Source organism: Mycobacterium sp. (genome assembly GCF_049281135.1).
GTDB lineage: Bacteria > Actinomycetota > Actinomycetes > Mycobacteriales > Mycobacteriaceae > Mycobacterium.
In genome coordinates this window covers 1-17,812 of record NZ_JBAPRN010000047.1, presented here as the reverse complement: position 1 = coordinate 17,812, position 17,812 = coordinate 1, and the positions used below count along the sequence as shown (strand labels likewise).

Genomic DNA, 17,812 nt, shown 5'->3' with positions numbered 1-17,812 from the left:
GAGGAGAATTGCGATGACGACCCTGGCCCCTGAGGCAATCGATGAGTCGCTCGACCCGCGCGATCCACTGCTGCGGCTGAGCAGGTTCTTCGACGACGGCAGCATCGAGCTGCTGCACGAGCGCGACCGCTCCGGCGTGCTCGCCGCGGGCGGAACCGTTAACGGCTTGCGCACCATCGCATTTGCCACCGACGGCACCGTGATGGGCGGGGCTATGGGGCTCGAGGGCTGCACGCACATCGTCAACGCCTACGACACCGCCATCGAAGAGCAGAGCCCGATTGTGGGCATCTGGCATTCAGGCGGTGCGCGGCTGGCCGAGGGTGTGAAGGCATTGCACGCCGTCGGGCTGGTATTCGAGGCGATGATCCGCGCGTCCGGATACGTCCCCCAGATCTCGGTGGTGGTCGGTTTCGCCGCCGGCGGCGCGGCCTACGGGCCGGCGCTGACCGACGTCGTCATCATGGCGCCGGAGGGTCGGGTGTTTGTCACCGGGCCCGACGTCGTGCGCAGCGTCACCGGTGAAGACGTGGACATGGCCTCGCTTGGCGGCCCGGACACGCACCACAAGAAGTCCGGAGTCTGCCACATCGTCGCCGACGACGAGGCCGACGCTTACGAGCGTGGTCGCCGCCTGGTCGGATTATTCTGCCAGCAGGGCCATTTCGACCGCAGCAAGGCTGAGGCGCACGAGAGCGACCTGCACGCGCTGCTGCCGGAATCGCCACGTCGGGCCTATGACGTACACCCGCTCGTCACCGCACTGCTCGACGACGACGCGCCGTTTGAGGAGTTCCAGGCCAAGTGGGCGCCGTCAATGGTGGTCGGCCTAGGCCGCTTGTCGGGCCGCTCGGTCGGCGTGCTCGCCAACAACCCGCTGCGCCTCGGCGGCTGCCTCAACTCGGAAAGTGCCGAGAAGGCAGCACGTTTCGTGCGACTGTGCGACGCGTTCGGCATCCCCCTGATCGTGATCGTCGACGTGCCCGGCTACCTGCCCGGCGTCGACCAAGAATGGGGTGGCGTGGTGCGCCGCGGTGCCAAACTCCTGCACGCGTTCGGTGAGGCCACCGTTCCGCGGGTCACGCTGGTCACCCGAAAGATCTACGGCGGGGCCTACATTGCGATGAACTCCCGCTCGCTGGGCGCAACCAAGGTGTTCGCCTGGCCGGACGCCGAGGTCGCCGTGATGGGCGCCAAGGCCGCTGTCGGCATTCTGCACAAGAAGAAGCTGGCCGCCGCGGCTGACCATGAGCGCGACGCGCTGCACGACGAGCTGGCCGCCGAGCACGAGCGGATCGCCGGCGGCGTGGACAACGCCATCGAGATCGGCGTCGTCGACGAGAAGATCGACCCCGCCCACACTCGCGGCCGGATCACCGAGGCGCTGGCCGAGGCACCGGCTCGGCGCGGGCGGCACAAGAACATCCCGCTGTAACCGGGTACCTCTTACTTGACCAGGGCGGAGATCAACGCCCTGCCGACCTTTGACTTGGCCCGGCTGGTGAGCCGGTACCAGGCATCGCCGACTGCGACCCGCCGGCTACGGTCCTGCTCGTCGCCATCGAGCTTCAGCAGCGTGTCCGCGGTGCGATGCGCAAAGCGTTCCTTCTCATCGGTGGCCAGGTCACATCGGTCGAGGAATTCCATTGCGGCGAAGTTGTCCTGGAACGGGTAATCGACCGAGAACATCAGATTGTCGAGACCCAGCATCGCGCGGGCGCAATCGAACACCGGCACGTCGAAAACCCCACTGCTGGTGATGAACACGTTGTTGCGCAAGTAATAACCGACGTTGTTGCGCATCAGCGGCTGCTCGGACCCGGCTGCCGACAGCCAACCGGCCATCGTCAATCCGGCATTGAGCCGGGTAAAGCAGAACGGCAGCAGCTCGCCCATGTGTCCGACGACGATCTTCAGATCCGGATGCCGGTCGAACGCGCCGGCGCAGATCAACCGCAACAGATGCGTGCCGGTTTCCACCGGCCAGCCCCAGGTGGGCACCAGTGCGGAGTCGAACGGCGCGTAATAGGTATCGGATACCGCCGGCGGCGGATCGGTCGGATGAATGTAGATCGGAACACCCAACGACTCGGCCCGCGCGAGCAGCACGTCGAACGACGGGTCATCGAGGTAGCGGCCGTTGGTGTGTCCGTTGATCAACGCGCCCTTGAAGCCGAGTCGGTGAACCGCTCGCTCCAGCTCGTCGGCGGCGTGAGCGGGTGACTGGGTGGGCAGCATGGCAAAGCCCGCGAATCGGGCTGGTTGGGCCGCAATGACTTCGGCCAGCCAGTCGTTGACTTCGCGGCAGACGGAGACCGCCAGATCGACTTGGTCGTCGGCAAGCATCTGCACCCCCGGCTGGACGTGTGAGAGCACCTGCACATCGATCCCGGCCGCGTCCATCTCGCGAATACGGGCAGAGCCGACATCGCTGAGCCGGGCGCGTACCGGCTGATACTTCTGCTGTAGCGCCGCGGGGAACAGGTCCCACACCCGCGGGTGCAGGAATGCTTCTTCCAGCGCGACCGTTCGGATGGCCGAACTTGTACTCACCGCAGCGACGTTGGCTTGGTTGCGGTGACGGCGTGGGCGCGGATGAACGGAACGCCCCACCACGCCCGCCAGCCGAGGTCTTGCCGCTCGACGCTCACCATGCCGCATTCCTGCAGCCAGGTCGCATACTGGCGGGTGAAAGCAAGGTCGGCGATCACGACATGGCCGCCGGGCCGCAGCACGCGCACTGCCTCGTCGATGGCGGACCGCCGCGCGTCGTTGTCGGGCAGATTGTGGATCGCGAGGTTGCTGACGACAAGGTCGAAGCAGTCGGTGGGAAACGCAAGATCGGTCATGTCGGCGGTGTGCAATTCGACCCGGTCCGCGACGCCCTCCGCATCAGCGTTAGCCAGAGTGGCCTGCGGCGAGTTCCCAGTCTGGTCGGCCCGCCAGATGTCGACTCCCACAGCACTTCCGCGCGGAACCAGCTTGGCCGCCGTGAGCAAGACCGCGCCACGCCCGCAGCCGAGGTCAAGCACACGTTCGTCGCCACGCAGTCCGATCCGGGTGAGTAGGCGTGCCCAGACTTCGAACTTCCCTCGCCGGCTGAACCGTCGGATGCTGACGACCACGCTGATCAGTAGGAAAGCAACCACGGCGACGCCGAGACCGAACAGGGTTCGTCCGCTCACCAGCAACTTGCCCGCGAAAACCACTGCGGCAAGGCATAGCAACAGATAGCTGCCGAAAATGACCGGCGCCGGAATCAGCCGGTAATCCCCGTCCACTCCATACCGACCACGCGGGCGGATGAGCTCGGTTGTCAACTCAGTCATTCGGATCGCCTCCATAGGTAGCCGTGCGGTGGTCTCGAGCAATTCGCCCTAAAATCGGAATGGATTTCGCTGCAGCGCGTTTGATGGCGGCACTGCTCGGTACATCGGTCGGCCCGAAAGCCCGGCGTACCGTGTCGGCGAGTTGATCGGCCTTCTGGTCGAGGGTCAGCCCGAGAGACGGCGGCAGAAACGGCTCCGCCGCAAAGAAACCGAACACGATGGTGGGCAAGGTGTAATCGAGATCGTTCAGCCGCAAACCCGGTCGCAGCATGCCCTCCGCGGCCAGCACACCTAGATAGTCGCGGTTGACTCCGAGCTTGCTCTCCTCGAGGTGATGATGATGTGTCTAGGTGAGGAATGTGTCGAGCGTGTCGGCGTCGCGGGTGTAGAGCGCGCGCAACACTGGTCGGTTCATCGCCTCGACGAACAGCCGGCGCAGATAACGGTGTAGCGCAACCTCGGCAGGATCATCACGGACCGCCTGCACAATCGCGTCCGCCATCGCCGCGGCTTCGCGGGCGCTGACCGCGTGGAACACTTCCTCGCGAGAGCGCCAGTGCAGGTAGACGGTGCCCTTGCCAACACCCGCCCGACGAGCCAGTTCATCGATCGTCACCCGTCGATAACCCCAGGACAGCAACAACTCTCGAGCGGTATCGAGGATCCGATCCGCCCTTTCTCGCCGGCCACCGCGGGAACGTTCCGCCACCACAGCGGTCAGTGTATGACCAGAAGTCGATTTTGGTCAACAGTCACGTGATGACAGGCTTGAGACCGTGCGGTCTCTCAGGAGTCCAAGAATTGCTGCACCACCTCGACGAGGATTCGCCCGCCGTTGCTGTTGAGGTGAATGCCATCGATATGGAAGTCCCACCCGTTCATTCGTGAGATCTCATCGAAGCTTCGTCGCAGAATCATTTCCCGAAACACATAATCGCGGTAGAAGGATCGAATCGCGAAGTGGGTAAACGCTTTAGAAGTGCGTGCCCGGGCAAGTTGTCGCTGGAAAGACTCGTTGAAGGAAATGTAGTCCGTCTGCGCGTTCGACGCGACGTTGGCGATGATGTCGTTGTAGGTGGTGATCAAGTCGTTGAGCCGTGCTTGGACGGGGTCCTGCGAATGGGGATCTTCTCCCAGTGGCGCAAGCGAACTCAGCCCGATCCTCGGATTGGCGCCCCGCCGCAGCTTGCGCACGATGAAGTAGAGGTTCTCCTCGAACCGCGCCGGCGACGGCTCGTCTGAGAGTCGCTTCCATACCCGGGCAAATCGCCTGAAATTCGGGAACACGGTCGCCATGACGTCATTGGTCCCGATCAGAACGATCACCCGATCCGGTTGTAAGGCGACCACGCGATCGAGCAAGCCCACGGTATTGAACGACAGATCTCCGCCCACACCCAGGTTGACGAATCGAAATCGCTTGTTGTGCGGCCGATTCTCCAGCTCGTCGATCCACTTGTAGGTTCCCTTCGACGCCGTGGTGCTGGAACCCAGGCAGACCACCGTTTCGCGCGGCAGACCCTGCCGGTGCGGGTCCGTCATGGCGCCCTACCGAGAATCTGACATAGCGCCCGGCGGAGATCGTCTGCCGGCGATCGCGGAAGAGTCACGGCCCGCCAGCCGACGAAATCGTCGGGGCGGACCAGCAGAGCACCGCCGTTCGCGATTCCCGCGGCCTGCAGCCAGGCGCGGTCGGGATCTCGCACGTCGCCCGCGGACCCGATCCGGTGGACGGTGATCGGGATGCCCAAGGCGGCGGACGCCGACGCGGCAGCCTCGGTCCATGGCGCGCCGTCGTCGTCGGTGAGCAGGGTGAAGTCGTGGCCAACCAAATCGAGCGTCGATACACGCTCAGCGCCTTGCTGCACCCAGACGTGTGGGATGCGGCTACCGGGCTGGCCACCCAATTCGTCGACCAAAGACACGGCGTCTGAATCGTCGGAAGTGGGCTGATCGGAAACGACTGCGGCCGAGCGGTATTGGTAACCGACCAGCAAGGAGAACATCGACGCCTCTTCTTCCGGCGGTAATCCCGGGCCCTGGTCGTCCAGATCGATCAAGGCCACCGTCGGCCCGGTCAGCGACTGACGAGCGGCGAACCGGCCGACCGGATGCCGCTCGGCGTGGTAGCTGGCCAGTAACGCTGCATCGGCCGTTCCACCCAGAACTGCGGCCAGCTTCCAGGCCAGGTTGTGCGCGCTCTGGATGGCGGTGTTGGCTCCCCCGGCTTTGAACGGCGGCATGGTGTGTCCGCTGTCGCCGACCAGAAAGACTCGCCCGCATTGGAATTGGTCGGCTACCTGTTCGTATGGTTGCCATGCCGCGGCCTCGATGATCTCGATATCGATCTGCTCGCCGACGGCTTTGGTGAGCACTTCGCTGCAGAACTGTGGCGTGAATTGCGCCGCTGTCTCCCCTTTGTCAGGGAAGTACGTGGTGATGAACATGCCGAGGTCGTCCTTGGCCTCCAGGAATATGCCGTCAATGTCTGGATTCTTGACCTGAACGCCATCGCCTTCCTTCAGATGCGGGACGAACCTCTTCCAGGGTGCACGGAAATAGATGAATACAACGAAGATCGGCAACGCCCCATATCCCGACGTTGTGACGCCCAGCGATTCCCTGATCTTGCTGCGCACACCATCGGCGCCGATCAGAAAGTCTGCCCGGACCGTGTGGTCCTCACCGGAATCCAGATCACGCAGCGCCGCTGTGACGCCGGCAGCGTCCTGTTCGAACGAACGCAACTCGGTCGCGTAGCGCACTTCGCTGCCACGCCGCCGGGTTTCGGCGAGCAGCATCGGCTCGAGGCTGCTCTGCGGGCAGTACTGAACGGCACGCTCAGGGCTCAGTTGGTCCAGGCCGGCGAAAAACGCGTCGATGTCGATGGCCAGCTCTTCTTCCGCACTGTTCAGTGTCGGCTTGACCACCATGTCGGAGACTCGGTCGGCGACGGCGTGGACCTGGTCACGCAGGCCCAGACCGCGCAGGACCTCCAGGCTGCGAAAGCTGAGATTGCGCGCCTTCGGATAAATGAAGATCTCGCGCCGCTTTTCCACCAGCAGTGAGCTGACCCCATGTTTGGCGAGCAGCGCCGAGGTGGCAAGTCCGGCGGCCCCCGCGCCGACGATCAGGACCGGAACACGTACGACGCTCATTGCCTTCCCCTTTCAGACGGAACTAACTAGTTCCGCCTAGATCAGCGTGGCACCTACGGAACGAGCGCGCAACTGTCAGGGCGCCGACGCGCCGGCGAGCGGCAAGATCACGTCTTCGAGCACGCGCCGGACGTACACCCGGTCGATCGGCCGTCCCGTCATCACCCGCAGCACGTTCAGACCCAGGGCCACGTCGGGAACCAGACTCAGATCGCGGCCGGCGGTTATCTCCCCGCGAGCCACCGCATGGTCCAGCACGGCCCGGACCACCTGGCGAGGAGTAGACAACACCAGGTCGTCCAAGGCAGCTGCCAAGACAGGATTGTGCATCGCGGCGGTCGCCACGCCGACAATGACCTGAATTGTGCTGACATCAGCGTCATTCAGGTCAGGAACGGCTGCGATCAGCGCATCGATGTCGCCGCGAAGGCTCCCGGTGTTCGGCGGCTCGACGGGTCCGAGTCGCCGTCTCCAGTGGGCGATCGCATCGGCCACCACCACGGCCTTCGACGGCCAACGACGGTATATCGCCGCCTTCCCGACACCGGCGCGGGACGCGATGTCATCCATGCTCAACCGGTCGTAACCTTGCTCGGCCACCCCGGCCAGAGCGGCGTCGAGAATGGTCGCGTCCAGCGACCGATCGAGGCGCCCCGGGCTTCGTGCCGGACGCGGGGTGCTGGCCGCCTGCTCCATGATCCATCCTGACCGATACGGGTTAGTTCCGCTTCATGGTATCGCGCCACTTCAGCCGAACTGCGACAGAAGTTCCTCGGCTGCGCCGGTGACTCTTTCGCGATCGCCGGCCACCAAGCCGATTCGGGTGCGACGGTCCACGATGTCTTCGACCGTCAGGGCACCCTCGTGGGTGATCGCGTACTCGAATTCCGCACGCGTCACGTCGATCCCGTCGGCCACCGGTTCGGCGGGCCGCTCACATGCTGCGGTGGCGATCACGTTGGCCGCCTCGGCCCCGAAGCGCAGCAACAGCGATTCCGGCAGCCCGGCCATCGGCGCGGTCGTCGACCCAGGATTCGCGGGCGCGCCGACCAATGGCAGGTTTCGGGTTTGGCACTTGCCGGCGTCGAGTTCCCGCAATTGTATGGTGCGGTCGAGCACGTCCTCGGCCATGTGCCGATACTCGGTCAGCTTGCCACCGATCACGCTGATCAACCCGGCCGGCGATTCGACGACGGCATGGTCGCGGGATACGTCGGCGGTGCGGCCGGCTCCGGTGTCGATCAGCGGCCGCAGTCCGGCATAGGAGCCGATCACGTCGGAGCGCTCCAGCGTGACGCCCAGCGCGGTGTTCACCACATCCAGCAGGAACGCAATCTCGCCCGATGTCGGTTGCGGCAGATCAGGAATCGGCCCGGGGGCATCCTCGTCGGTGAGCCCCAAGTAGATCCGTCCCAGTTGCTCGGGCATCGCGAAGACGAAGCGATTGAGTTCGCCGGGGATCGGAATCGTCAGCGCCGCCGTTGGATTGCCGAGCGTCTTGGCATCAAAGACGAGGTGGGTGCCGCGGCTGGGCCGTAGCTTCAACGATGGGTCGATCTCCCCCGCCCACACCCCGGTGGCGTTGATGACCGCGCGCGACGAGATGTCGAAGGATTCGCCGCTGCGCTGATCGGTCAGCCGCACCGAGTTCCCGGTGGCCTCGGATGCCGCGGTGTAGGTCAAGATCCGGGCACCCCGCTGTGCCGCGGTTCGCGCGACGGCAGCCACCAGCCGGGCGTCGTCGATCAGTTGCCCGTCGTAGGCCAAGAGCCCGCCGTCGAGGCCGTCGCGCCGAACGGCGGGCGCCATCTCGAGGGCGTGCTGCGCCGAAATGCGTTGTGAGCGGGGCAAAACGGATGCGGGTGTGCCCGCCGTCTTGCGCAGCACGTCGCCGGCGAGAAATCCGGCCCGCACCAGCGCCCGCTCCATCCGGCCCATCGACGGCAGCAGCGGGACCAGCTGCGGCATCGCCCGCACCAGATGAGGGGCGTTGCGCGTCATCAGAATTCCGCGTTCGACGGCACTGCGGCGGGCGATCCCCACATTGCCGGTCGCCAGATAGCGCAGCCCGCCGTGCACCAGCTTGGAGCTCCACCGACTGGTACCGAAGGCAAGGTCGTGCTTTTCCACTAACGCCACTCGCAGGCCCCGCGAGGCCGCATCCAAAGCGATGCCGACGCCGGTGATACCGCCGCCGATCACCACGACATCGATCGGCGCGCCATCGGCCAGGGCGTTCAGGTCGGCCCTACGACGAGCAGCGTTCAGAGCAGTCGATGTCATGACAGGTATCCATTCAGCGAGTAGGCGAGTTCGGTGGCCAGCGCGTCGGCGTTCAGGATCGGGCGGACGATCTCAGCCGACTGAATCGTCGACTGGGTGATCAGCAACACCATCGCGGCCAGCTGGCGGGGATCGCCGGACCGCACGGTGCCCTCGCGTTGCGCGGCACGCAGGTCGGAGGCGAGCGCATCGATCAGCATCTGCTGGCTGCTGCCAAGCCGTTGAGCGATGTAGACCAGCGCCAACTCCGAACGCAGTACCGCCATCACCAGGTCGTCGCCGCGCAGGCGCTCGGACACCGCGACCACCCGATCGACAAGCGCCGCGCGACCGCTGCCGCGAATAGGAACCTCGGCCAGCGCTTCGGTGATGTGGCTGGTCAACAGCGCTGCGAGCACCGAGCGGGTATCCGGCCAGCGCCGATAGACGGTCGGGCGGCTCACCCCGGCACGCCGCGCGATCTCGGCCAGCGTCACGCGCTCGACGCCGAAATCGACGACGCAACTGGCAGCCGCGGCGAGTATCCGGTCCTGCACCGGCGCATTACTGATTGACAGCATGTGTAATACTGTAACGCATGTCTGCCAACTTGCTACCCCCGATGAAGTGGAATGCCTGGGGCGATCCCGACGAAGCCAAACCGCTCTCGGAGGGAATCCGCTCGCTGCTGTCCCAGGCCCTGGGCATGACCAGCTCACCCGAAGCCGCACTCGAAGCCGATCAGGTGCAGTTGCGCCCGTCGGCGTTGACCACAACCGACCGCGAGGCACTGTCCGCCATCGTCGGGCCGGACCACTGCCGCGTCGACGATCAGGACCGACTGCTGCGCGCGGGCGGCAAGTCGACCCTGGATCTGTTGCGGCGCAAGGACTCCGGTCTTCAGGATGCTCCCGACGCGGTGCTGCTGCCCGGCACCGACGACGAGGTCGCCGCGATCCTGCGGTACTGCTCGCAGCATGGCATCGCCGTCGTTCCGTTCGGTGGCGGCACCAGCGTGGTCGGCGGCCTCGATCCGATCCGCGGCGAGTTCGCGGCAGCGGTGTCGTTGGATCTGCGGCGCTTCGACCAGCTGCTGGGGTTCGACGAGGTGTCCGGCGAAGCTGAATTCGGGGCCGGTGTCACCGGGCCGCAAGCCGAGGAACTGCTTGCTGCGCGCGGGTTTTCGCTCGGGCATTTTCCGCAGAGCTTCGAGTTCGCCAGCCTCGGCGGCTATGCCGCGACCCGCTCGTCGGGTCAGGATTCGGCGGGATACGGCCGGTTCGGCGACATGATTCGCGGATTGCGCACGATCACGCCCGCCGGCGTGCTGGACCTCGGCCGGGCACCGCAGTCGGCGGCCGGACCGGATCTACGCCAACTGGTCATCGGCTCGGAGGGCGTCTTCGGCGTGATCACCAGGGTGCGGGTGCGGGTTCACCCCGCACCCCAGTCCACCCGCTACGAGGCATGGTCGTTCCCCGACTTCGCCACCGGCGCGGCGGCATTGCGCGCGGTCACCCAAGCCGCCGCGGGCCCCACCGTGATCCGGCTGTCCGACGAGGCTGAGACCGGTGTCAACCTGGCCACCACCGACTCCATCGGCGACGCCCAGATCACCGGGGGCTGCCTGGCGATCACGGTCTTCGAAGGCACCGAGGCGCACGCCGAGAGCCGACATGCCGAGACCCGGGCGCTGATGGCGGCCCAGGGCGGCACGTCGCTGGGCGAGGCTCCGGCGCGGGCCTGGGAGCGCGGCCGGTTCGGCGCGCCATACCTGCGCGACGCACTGTTGGCCAACGGCGCGCTCTGCGAAACCCTCGAGACGGCCACCGATTGGTCGAACATCCCGACGTTGAAAGCCGCCGTCACCGCTGCGCTGACGGGCGCGCTGGCCGAATCGGGCACGCCGGCGCTGGTGCTGTGTCACATTTCGCATGTGTACGACACCGGCGCCTCGCTGTACTTCACGGTCGTCGCGGGGCAGCGCGGCAACCCGATCGAGCAATGGCGTGCCGCCAAAATCGCCGCGTGCGATGCGATCGTGTCCACCGGCGCGACGATCACCCATCACCATGCCGTCGGCGCCGACCACCGACCCTGGATGCGCGAAGAGGTGGGCGACTTGGGTGTGCAGGTGTTGCGGGCGGTCAAGGCGACACTGGACCCCGCGGGAATTCTCAACCCCGGCAAGCTGATCCCGTGACGCGCCGCGACGATGCAGAGCGAGGCGATGAGGAGGAGCGGCATGTGACGCGCCGCGAGATTGGCCGGGTGACAGTCCTGACCAATCCGGCGTCGGGACACGGAAACGCGCCGCACGCCGCCGAGAAGGCGGTCGCTCGGCTGCAACAACGCGGCGTCGATGTGGTGGCCATCGTCGGCAGCGACGCCGAACACGCGCGCCGACTGCTGCACGCCGCCGTCGACCAGGGCACTGACGCGCTGGTCGTGGTCGGCGGTGACGGCGTGATCACCGATGCACTGCAAGGGTTAGCGGGCACCGACACTCCGCTGGGCATCATCCCCGCCGGCACCGGCAACGATCATGCTCGCGAATTCGGTTTGCCGACAAAAGATCCCGTCACCGCCGCCGACATCGTTGCCGATGGCTGGACCGAAACCATCGACCTGGGCCAGATTCGCGACAGCCAGGGCGCGACCAAATGGTTCGGCACCGTCGCAGCGACAGGCTTCGATTCGCTGGTCACCGACCGGGCCAATCGGATGCGGTGGCCGCGTGGCCGGATGCGCTACAACCTCGCCATGCTCGCCGAACTCTCTCAGCTACGACTGCTGCCGTTCCGGCTGGTGCTCGACGGGCGCGAGGAGATCGTGACTGATCTGACGCTGGCGGCCTTCGGCAACACCCGCAGCTACGGCGGCGGAATGCTGGTCTGCCCCAACGCCGATCCCACCGACGGCCAACTCGACGTCACCATGGTGCACTCCGGGTCGCGGACCCAGCTGATCCGTCTCTTCCCCACCGTTTACAAAGGCACGCACGTCGATCTCGAAGAGGTGACGACGGCGCGGGCGACGACTATCGAGGTGGAATCGCGGGGCATCAACGTCTACGCCGACGGCGACTATGCCTGCGCGCTGCCCGCCCAGATCTCCGTGGTGCCGGGTGCGCTGCGTCTCCTGCGGCGGATTTGATGGTGGTGACCCGCTGCGCGCGGCTATGTCGCGCTTGCGATCACCACGCTAACCAACTCCACGGTTGAGCCAGGACACCTCGGCGCCGTCGCCGCCATCGCGATATGCCTCGAGCGCTTCATCCCAGGCCGTGCCCAGCGCCGAATCCAGGTCCGCGGCCAGCGCATCGGCACCCGCGGACATCATCGACCGCAACCGCATCTCGCCGATCATCACGTCGCCGTTGGCGCTCATTGCCCCGCTCCACAGCCCGAGCTGCGGCGTGTGGCAGAACCGCTCTCCGTCGACGCCCGCACTGGGGTCCTCGGTGACCTCGAACCGCAGCACCGTCCACGAACGCAAGGCGTTTGCCAGCCGGGCGCCGGTGCCCACCGGACCAACCCAATTGGTGACCGCACGCAGCTGCCCGGGCATCGCCGGTTGCGGGGTCCACTTCAGGTTCGCCTTGGAAGCAAGGGTCGACGACAACGCCCACTCGACATGCGGGCATACCGCAGCGGGCGAGGCATGGACGTAGACCACGCCTGTCGTCACGTCGGCAAACTGGTTCGACGCACGCATTTGTTGCTCCTTCGGCTCCACGAGGGACGTCTTCCCCAACGACCTGGTGAATCCGACGAGCAGTTATAACAATTTATGTGCCTTGCGTGTCTATTGTGCCCTGTGAGGCCTATGTTGCGCTAGTCCGAGTTATACGCGGCGAGCACGCTGTCCGAGATGGCCGGCCACAGCGGCAGCGCCCAGTCGCCGAAATCCCGGTCGGTAAGCACCACCAGCGCCAGCTTCGCGGCCGGATCCGCCCAGATCAGAGTGCCTGACTGGCCGAAATGGCCATAACTGCCCGGCGCGTTGTGCGCACCGGTCCAGTGCGGTGATTTCGAATCCTTGAGCTCAAAACCCAGCCCCCAATCGTTGGGACGCTGGACCCCATAGCCAGGCAACACGCCGTCGAGGCCGGGAAACTGCACGGTCGTCGCCTCGGCATGCATCTCGGCCGACACCGTCGTCGGGCACAGCAGGTCACCGGCGAAGGCCGCCAGATCGGCAACCGTGGACGTCGCGCCGTAACCGGCAGTTTGGGCGCCGCCGTCCAACCGGGTGGCGGTCATACCCAGTGGTTGCAGCACCGCCTCGCTGAGGTAGCGGCCGAACTCGATGCCGGACGCCTGCTGCACGGTCTCGGCCAGCACCGCGAACCCGTAATTGGAATACACCCGGCGGGTGCCGGGTCGAGCCAGAGTTTGCCCGGTGAGCATCGCCAGCCCCGAAGCATGGGCCAGCAGATGCCGGACGGTCGATCCGGGCGGACCGGCCGCGGTATCCAGGTCCACCGCACCTTCTTCGATCGCGATCTGCACGGCACGTGCCACCAGAGGCTTTGTCACCGACGCCAAGGCGAACTCCCGTTCGGTGTCGCCGTGGCTGGCCAGCACACCGGCGGGTCCGACCACCGCGGCGGCCACGGCGGACACCGGCCAGTCGTCGAGTGTTTGGAGTGCGGGGAGTCCGGCCATCGCGCAGCAGCCTACCGACCTAGCGCTAGGTTGAAGCCCATGAGCCAGACAGTGCGCGGCGTGATTTCACGTCAAAAGAGCGAACCCGTCGAGCTGGTCGACATCGTCATCCCCGATCCCGGCCCGGGCGAGGTCGTCGTCGACATCACCGCGTGCGGGGTCTGCCACACCGATCTGACCTACCGCGAGGGCGGCATCAACGACGAGTACCCGTTCCTGCTCGGCCATGAGGCCGCGGGCACCGTCGAATCCGTCGGCGCAGGCGTAACCGCCGTCGAGCCAGGAGATTTCGTCATCCTGAACTGGCGCGCGGTCTGTGGGCAGTGCCGGGCCTGCAAACGCGGGCGGCCGCAGCTGTGCTTCGACACGTTCAATGCCGAGCAGAAGATGACACTCACCGACGGCACCGAGCTGACACCGGCGCTCGGGATCGGCGCGTTCGCGGACAAGACGCTGGTAGCTGCCGGCCAGTGCACCAAGGTCAACCCCGCCGCTGACCCGGCCGTGGCCGGTCTGCTGGGCTGCGGGGTGATGGCCGGCATCGGCGCGGCGATCAACACCGGCGCGGTCACCCGCGACGACACCGTCGCCGTGATCGGCTGTGGCGGCGTCGGCGATGCGGCGATCGCCGGGGCGGCGCTGGTCGGCGCCAAACGGATAATCGCGATCGACACCGACAACACCAAATTGGACTGGGCCCGCAAATTCGGCGCCACCCACACCATCAACGCCCGCGACCTGGATGTCGTCAAAACCGTTCAAGACCTCACCGACGGGTTCGGCGCCAACGTGGTCATCGACGCGGTGGGGCGACCGGAGACCTGGAAGCAGGCCTTCTACGCTCGCGACCTCGCCGGAACCGTTGTGCTGGTGGGTGTTCCGACACCGGACATGCGGCTCGACATGCCGCTGGTCGATTTCTTCTCGCACGGCGGCGCGCTGAAATCGTCCTGGTACGGCGACTGCTTGCCCGAACGCGACTTCCCCACCCTGATCGACCTCTACCTGCAGGGCCGGTTGCCGCTGGAGAAGTTCGTGTCTGAGCGCATCGGCCTTGACGGCATCGAGGAGGCGTTCCACAAGATGCACGACGGCAAGGTGCTGCGTTCGGTGGTGATGCTGTGATGGGCAACATCGAGCGCATCGTCACCCACGGCACCTTCGAACTCGACGGCGGCAGTTGGGAAGTCGACAACAACATCTGGCTGGTCGGAGACGATTCCGACGTCGTGGTCTTCGACGCCGCCCACATCGCCGCACCGATCGTGGCGGCGGTCAACGGGCGCAACGTAGTGGCAGTGGTCTGCACTCACGGCCACAATGACCACGTGACCGTTGCTCCCGAACTCGGTGAAAAACTCGACGCGCCGGTCCTGCTGCATCCCGCCGATGATGTGCTGTGGCGGATGACGCACCCGGACAAGAACTTTCGCGCGGTGTCAGACGATGAGACGATAAAGGTGGCCGGCACCGAGCTGCGGGCGTTGCACACCCCAGGGCACTCCCCCGGGTCGGTGTGCTGGCACGCCCCGGAATTGGGCGCCGTCTTCAGCGGCGACACACTGTTCTCCGGTGGACCGGGCGCCACCGGGCGGTCCTTCTCGGACTTTCCCACGATCCTGCAGTCGATCTCGGGCCGACTCGGCACCCTTCCCGCCGACACCGTCGTCTACACCGGCCACGGCGACACCACCAGCATCGGCGACGAAATCGTGCACTACGACGAATGGGTGGCCCGCGGCCACTAGTCGCCGTCGAGGATCCTGCGCTTTTCAGCCTCGAACTCGGCGTCGGTCAATGCACCGGAGTCATGCAGCGCCGCAATAGTTTTGAGTCTTTCCAACCGGACACCCTCGGCATTGGGCTCATGCACGACGGTGTTCACCGTTGGCTTCACGACCGGCGGTGACGGGGCGATGGGAAACTCGTAGCCGGGCATTCCCATACCCGCGGCCGGCGCCGCGTTGCGGCGAACGCGACCCAGCCAGTTCGAGGCCACGATCGACCCAATCAGGCCGACCACGAACATGCCGACGAAAACCCATACCAGGAATCCAATCGAACTGCCGTGGCCAAAGGCCAGTCGTGGGTCGATGTAACCGTTGACCTTGCCGTCGGTGGTGATGTTGTAGTCGCCTTCGGCCGTTATCTGGGCTACCCAGACCCGCACATGCGCGTCATTGTTGACCGTCGTTGTGCTGCCGATGTTTTCCGTGACAGCCGGCTGCGCAACGCCGCTCGGCGGGTCGATCGTGACGCCCAACTGCGGGACGGGCAGCCCGCCGCCGTTCGGGCCACCCATCACCACCGTGTGCAGGCTGATGGTCACCTCGCCGGCAGGCAGGTGCAAGCTGGCCGAACCGGGAACGGGCACTTCTCCGTACGCGTCGTAGTGGTCGAGGAAGAACGCGTTGAGCACCAAAGTGACGATGAAGCCCGGCACCGCGATGACCATCATCCAGATGGTGAGAGTTCGCGTTAGCTTTGCGGGCGCTTCGCTGCTCATCTGCGAAGTGTGTCACCGGCGCCCGCAATGCGCACACTAGGATCGGGCATCAAAGAGGAGGGAATTCATGGCCCCCGATCTAGTCGCGAATGTGCCCGATCTGACGGGAACGCTGGCCGTCGTCACCGGATCCAACAGCGGGCTGGGGTTCGGGCTCGCGCGTCGGCTGGCGGCGGCGGGCGCCGACGTGGTCATGGCGATCCGCAATCGCGCCAAAGGCGAGGCCGCGATCGACGAGATTCGCGCCAGCGTCCCCGACGCCCGCCTGACCATCAAATCGCTCGACCTCGCGTCGCTGGCCAGCGTCGCCGCCCTCGGTGAGCAACTCAACGCCGAGGGCCGGCCGATCGACATTCTGATCAACAACGCCGGCGTGATGACCCCGCCGAAACGCGACACCACCGCCGATGGATTCGAATTGCAGTTCGGCAGCAATCACCTCGGCCACTTCGCACTCACAGCGCATCTGTTGCCGTTGCTGCGGGCCGCCCACAACGCGCGGGTCGTCTCGCTGAGTAGCATGGCGGCCCGTCAAAGCGGCCGCATCCACTTCGACGATCTGCAATTCGACAAGTCCTATTCGGCGATGCAGGCCTACGGGCAATCGAAGCTGGCCGTGCTGATGTTCGCGCGCGAGCTGGATCGCCGCAGCCGCGCCGCCGGCTGGGGCATCGTGTCTACCGCCGCGCACCCCGGTCTGACCAAAACCAACCTGCAGATCAGCGGACCGTCGCACGGGCGCACGAAACCGGCGTTGATGGAGCGGCTCTACACGACGTCGTGGCGGCTGGCGCCGTTCCTGTGGCAGGAAATCGACGAGGGAATCCTTCCCGCCCTCTATGCGGCAACCTCCCCGCAGGCCGAAGGCGGCGGCTACTACGGGCCACGCGGCATCTACGAGGCGGCCGGCGGCGGTGTGACCGCCGCTAAGGTGCCTGCGCGCGCCCGAGACGATGCCGCCAGCCGGCGACTGTGGGACATCTCCGAACAGCTCACCGGGACCAGTTATCCCGAGCCGAACTGAGTCCAACAGCGCGGCCGCGCCGTTTGGGCACTTATGCATCGGGTAGCCCTCGTAAAGCGCCCACTCACGGGTCGCAATGAGGACGGAGATTTATGAGTGCCGACGAAAAGACCCAGACAGACACGCCTGAGCTGAGCGAAGAGGGCAAGGAAGAGGTCCAGCGCATGCAGGCGGCCTACGACGATGAGCGAGAGACGGTGGCCCTGCCCGGCACCGACAACACCATCACCGGCGTCGCGATCAACGAGTGGCTGGACGATGACGGCAACCCGAAGTTCGGCAAGGACGAACAGCAGAAAAAGGCCGAACAGCAGCAAGACGCGGGCTAGCGACCTGGGAAGAGCCTGCCGTTGCGGTCCCGCGGAAAACGCGGCCGGTCTGGCCGCTCGGAATCCTGCGTGGTGGTAGTGGCCGGCTGACTAGTCGTGGATGTGGTCGACGGAGCCCCGGTTGTGGTTGTCGTCGCTGGAGATTCGCTGGTCGTCGACGGAGCCGTGCTGGTATCCGGCGCGGTTGACGACGGCGGGTTGCTGCTCGGAGCCTGAGTGTCTCTGACCTCCGACGACGTCGCCGGTGCCGGTGTCGTGCTCATGCTTGGCGCCGGCGCATTGCCAGACGTGTACCGAATGGCCATCACTACTGCCGCAACGATGGCGAGCACCGCCAGCGCGGTGCCCATCGCCACCACCAAGGGTCGGCGGTACCAGGCGTCCTGGCTCGTCCCGGTGACAACCGGTTCGGGCCCGAGGTCACGTCGCGGTCGTGCACGTAGCGGCGCAACGGCGCCGATTGCCGGCTCGTCGTCGTATTCACCAGGACGAATCGGCATGATTCCGGAATCGTCATCCGCCTCCGACCAGGCC

The 17,812-nt window shown here is 65.9% G+C and carries 20 protein-coding genes; 8 read left to right on the top strand and 12 right to left on the bottom strand.

Annotated elements, in window-relative coordinates:
- Positions 1–13 precede the first annotated feature (13 nt).
- The gene (locus WAN02_RS01865; RefSeq protein WP_422262304.1) at positions 14–1,435 is read left to right on the top strand and encodes an acyl-CoA carboxylase subunit beta; all 1,422 of its coding nucleotides are present in this window, start codon (positions 14–16) and stop codon (positions 1,433–1,435) included.
- Positions 1,436–1,446: 11 nt separating this feature from the next.
- Here the strand turns inward: WAN02_RS01865 and WAN02_RS01860 are convergent, their stop codons facing one another.
- The 9 genes from WAN02_RS01860 to WAN02_RS01820 all read right to left on the bottom strand — a co-directional run bounded on the left by WAN02_RS01860 (position 1,447) and on the right by WAN02_RS01820 (position 9,330).
- Positions 1,447–2,553: an amidohydrolase family protein gene (locus WAN02_RS01860; protein ID WP_422262302.1), complete on the bottom strand. Its 1,107-nt coding sequence runs from the start codon at positions 2,551–2,553 to the stop codon at positions 1,447–1,449.
- Positions 2,550–3,329, bottom strand: coding sequence for a class I SAM-dependent methyltransferase (locus tag WAN02_RS01855; protein WP_422262300.1), 780 nt, complete (start codon positions 3,327–3,329; stop codon positions 2,550–2,552). The genes WAN02_RS01860 and WAN02_RS01855 overlap by 4 nt, the downstream gene beginning before the upstream one ends.
- Positions 3,322–3,618 carry a hypothetical protein gene (locus WAN02_RS01850; RefSeq protein ID WP_422262298.1) on the bottom strand — a complete coding sequence of 99 codons (297 nt, stop codon included), beginning with the start codon at positions 3,616–3,618 and terminating at the stop codon, positions 3,322–3,324. The genes WAN02_RS01855 and WAN02_RS01850 overlap by 8 nt, the downstream gene beginning before the upstream one ends.
- Positions 3,619–3,675: 57 nt before the next feature.
- Positions 3,676–4,038, bottom strand: a complete 363-nt coding sequence (locus WAN02_RS01845) for a TetR/AcrR family transcriptional regulator (protein WP_422262296.1) — start codon at positions 4,036–4,038, stop codon at positions 3,676–3,678.
- 77 nt (positions 4,039–4,115) lie between these two features.
- Positions 4,116–4,871 (bottom strand): SGNH/GDSL hydrolase family protein, encoded by a 756-nt coding sequence (locus tag WAN02_RS01840; RefSeq protein ID WP_422262294.1) that lies wholly within the window; start codon positions 4,869–4,871, stop codon positions 4,116–4,118.
- On the bottom strand, positions 4,868–6,487 hold the full coding sequence (locus WAN02_RS01835) for an FAD-dependent monooxygenase (RefSeq protein WP_422262292.1): 1,620 nt from the start codon (positions 6,485–6,487) through the stop codon (positions 4,868–4,870). The genes WAN02_RS01840 and WAN02_RS01835 overlap by 4 nt, the downstream gene beginning before the upstream one ends.
- Before the next feature lie 75 nt (positions 6,488–6,562).
- Complete coding sequence (locus WAN02_RS01830) at positions 6,563–7,183, bottom strand: TetR/AcrR family transcriptional regulator (RefSeq protein WP_422262290.1); 621 nt, start codon at positions 7,181–7,183, stop codon at positions 6,563–6,565.
- A 51-nt stretch (positions 7,184–7,234) separates the two neighbouring features.
- The gene (locus tag WAN02_RS01825; protein WP_422262288.1) at positions 7,235–8,770 is read right to left on the bottom strand and encodes a glycerol-3-phosphate dehydrogenase/oxidase; all 1,536 of its coding nucleotides are present in this window, start codon (positions 8,768–8,770) and stop codon (positions 7,235–7,237) included.
- Positions 8,767–9,330, bottom strand: a complete 564-nt coding sequence (locus WAN02_RS01820; RefSeq protein ID WP_422262286.1) for a TetR/AcrR family transcriptional regulator — start codon at positions 9,328–9,330, stop codon at positions 8,767–8,769. Before WAN02_RS01820 ends, WAN02_RS01825 begins: the two co-directional genes overlap by 4 nt.
- 41 nt (positions 9,331–9,371) lie before the next feature.
- Between WAN02_RS01820 and WAN02_RS01815 the strand changes: the two genes are divergently transcribed.
- Both WAN02_RS01815 and WAN02_RS01810 read left to right on the top strand, forming a co-directional pair.
- Positions 9,372–10,952, top strand: coding sequence for an FAD-binding oxidoreductase (locus WAN02_RS01815; RefSeq protein WP_422262322.1), 1,581 nt, complete (start codon positions 9,372–9,374; stop codon positions 10,950–10,952).
- A 44-nt stretch (positions 10,953–10,996) separates the two neighbouring features.
- Entirely contained in the window at positions 10,997–11,905 is a 909-nt protein-coding gene (locus tag WAN02_RS01810; RefSeq protein ID WP_422262284.1) for a diacylglycerol kinase, read from the top strand.
- A gap of 48 nt (positions 11,906–11,953) precedes the next feature.
- On the opposite strand, the gene WAN02_RS01805 is transcribed toward WAN02_RS01810, so the two are convergent.
- Positions 11,954–12,466, bottom strand: a complete 513-nt coding sequence (locus tag WAN02_RS01805) for a DUF3145 domain-containing protein (RefSeq protein ID WP_422262282.1) — start codon at positions 12,464–12,466, stop codon at positions 11,954–11,956.
- 119 nt (positions 12,467–12,585) lie between these two features.
- On the bottom strand, positions 12,586–13,419 hold the full coding sequence (locus WAN02_RS01800) for a serine hydrolase domain-containing protein (protein ID WP_422262280.1): 834 nt from the start codon (positions 13,417–13,419) through the stop codon (positions 12,586–12,588).
- 39 nt (positions 13,420–13,458) lie between these two features.
- Between WAN02_RS01800 and WAN02_RS01795 the strand changes: the two genes are divergently transcribed.
- Both WAN02_RS01795 and WAN02_RS01790 read left to right on the top strand, forming a co-directional pair.
- Positions 13,459–14,544 (top strand): S-(hydroxymethyl)mycothiol dehydrogenase, encoded by a 1,086-nt coding sequence (locus WAN02_RS01795; protein ID WP_422262278.1) that lies wholly within the window; start codon positions 13,459–13,461, stop codon positions 14,542–14,544.
- Positions 14,544–15,167 (top strand): MBL fold metallo-hydrolase, encoded by a 624-nt coding sequence (locus WAN02_RS01790; RefSeq protein WP_422262276.1) that lies wholly within the window; start codon positions 14,544–14,546, stop codon positions 15,165–15,167. Before WAN02_RS01795 ends, WAN02_RS01790 begins: the two co-directional genes overlap by 1 nt.
- Here the strand turns inward: WAN02_RS01790 and WAN02_RS01785 are convergent.
- Entirely contained in the window at positions 15,164–15,925 is a 762-nt protein-coding gene (locus WAN02_RS01785; protein WP_422262274.1) for an SHOCT domain-containing protein, read from the bottom strand. The two genes, WAN02_RS01790 and WAN02_RS01785, sit on opposite strands and share 4 nt — an antisense overlap.
- A gap of 67 nt (positions 15,926–15,992) precedes the next feature.
- Here WAN02_RS01785 and WAN02_RS01780 point away from each other — a divergent pair, with 67 nt between their 5' ends.
- The 3 genes from WAN02_RS01780 to WAN02_RS01770 form a co-directional block, all read left to right on the top strand.
- Complete coding sequence (locus WAN02_RS01780; protein WP_422262272.1) at positions 15,993–16,949, top strand: SDR family oxidoreductase; 957 nt, start codon at positions 15,993–15,995, stop codon at positions 16,947–16,949.
- Between the two features lie 92 nt (positions 16,950–17,041).
- On the top strand, positions 17,042–17,278 hold the full coding sequence (locus tag WAN02_RS01775) for a hypothetical protein (protein WP_422262270.1): 237 nt from the start codon (positions 17,042–17,044) through the stop codon (positions 17,276–17,278).
- A gap of 216 nt (positions 17,279–17,494) precedes the next feature.
- Positions 17,495–17,812: hypothetical protein (locus tag WAN02_RS01770; protein WP_422262268.1), on the top strand; the 318-nt coding region annotated here is incomplete at its 3' end.

Coding starts and splice junctions, on each gene's coding strand:
- WAN02_RS01835 (WP_422262292.1), bottom strand. CDS start 6,487: ATGAGCGTCGTACGTGTTCCGGTCCTGATCGTCGGCGCGGGGGCCGCC.
- WAN02_RS01815 (WP_422262322.1), top strand. CDS start 9,372: ATGAAGTGGAATGCCTGGGGCGATCCCGACGAAGCCAAACCGCTCTCG.
- WAN02_RS01820 (WP_422262286.1), bottom strand. CDS start 9,330: ATGCTGTCAATCAGTAATGCGCCGGTGCAGGACCGGATACTCGCCGCG.
- WAN02_RS01840 (WP_422262294.1), bottom strand. CDS start 4,871: ATGACGGACCCGCACCGGCAGGGTCTGCCGCGCGAAACGGTGGTCTGC.
- WAN02_RS01830 (WP_422262290.1), bottom strand. CDS start 7,183: ATGGAGCAGGCGGCCAGCACCCCGCGTCCGGCACGAAGCCCGGGGCGC.
- WAN02_RS01800 (WP_422262280.1), bottom strand. CDS start 13,419: ATGGCCGGACTCCCCGCACTCCAAACACTCGACGACTGGCCGGTGTCC.
- WAN02_RS01785 (WP_422262274.1), bottom strand. CDS start 15,925: ATGAGCAGCGAAGCGCCCGCAAAGCTAACGCGAACTCTCACCATCTGG.
- WAN02_RS01780 (WP_422262272.1), top strand. CDS start 15,993: ATGGCCCCCGATCTAGTCGCGAATGTGCCCGATCTGACGGGAACGCTG.
- WAN02_RS01775 (WP_422262270.1), top strand. CDS start 17,042: ATGAGTGCCGACGAAAAGACCCAGACAGACACGCCTGAGCTGAGCGAA.
- WAN02_RS01790 (WP_422262276.1), top strand. CDS start 14,544: ATGGGCAACATCGAGCGCATCGTCACCCACGGCACCTTCGAACTCGAC.
- WAN02_RS01865 (WP_422262304.1), top strand. CDS start 14: ATGACGACCCTGGCCCCTGAGGCAATCGATGAGTCGCTCGACCCGCGC.
- WAN02_RS01825 (WP_422262288.1), bottom strand. CDS start 8,770: ATGACATCGACTGCTCTGAACGCTGCTCGTCGTAGGGCCGACCTGAAC.
- WAN02_RS01795 (WP_422262278.1), top strand. CDS start 13,459: ATGAGCCAGACAGTGCGCGGCGTGATTTCACGTCAAAAGAGCGAACCC.
- WAN02_RS01855 (WP_422262300.1), bottom strand. CDS start 3,329: ATGACTGAGTTGACAACCGAGCTCATCCGCCCGCGTGGTCGGTATGGA.
- WAN02_RS01805 (WP_422262282.1), bottom strand. CDS start 12,466: ATGCGTGCGTCGAACCAGTTTGCCGACGTGACGACAGGCGTGGTCTAC.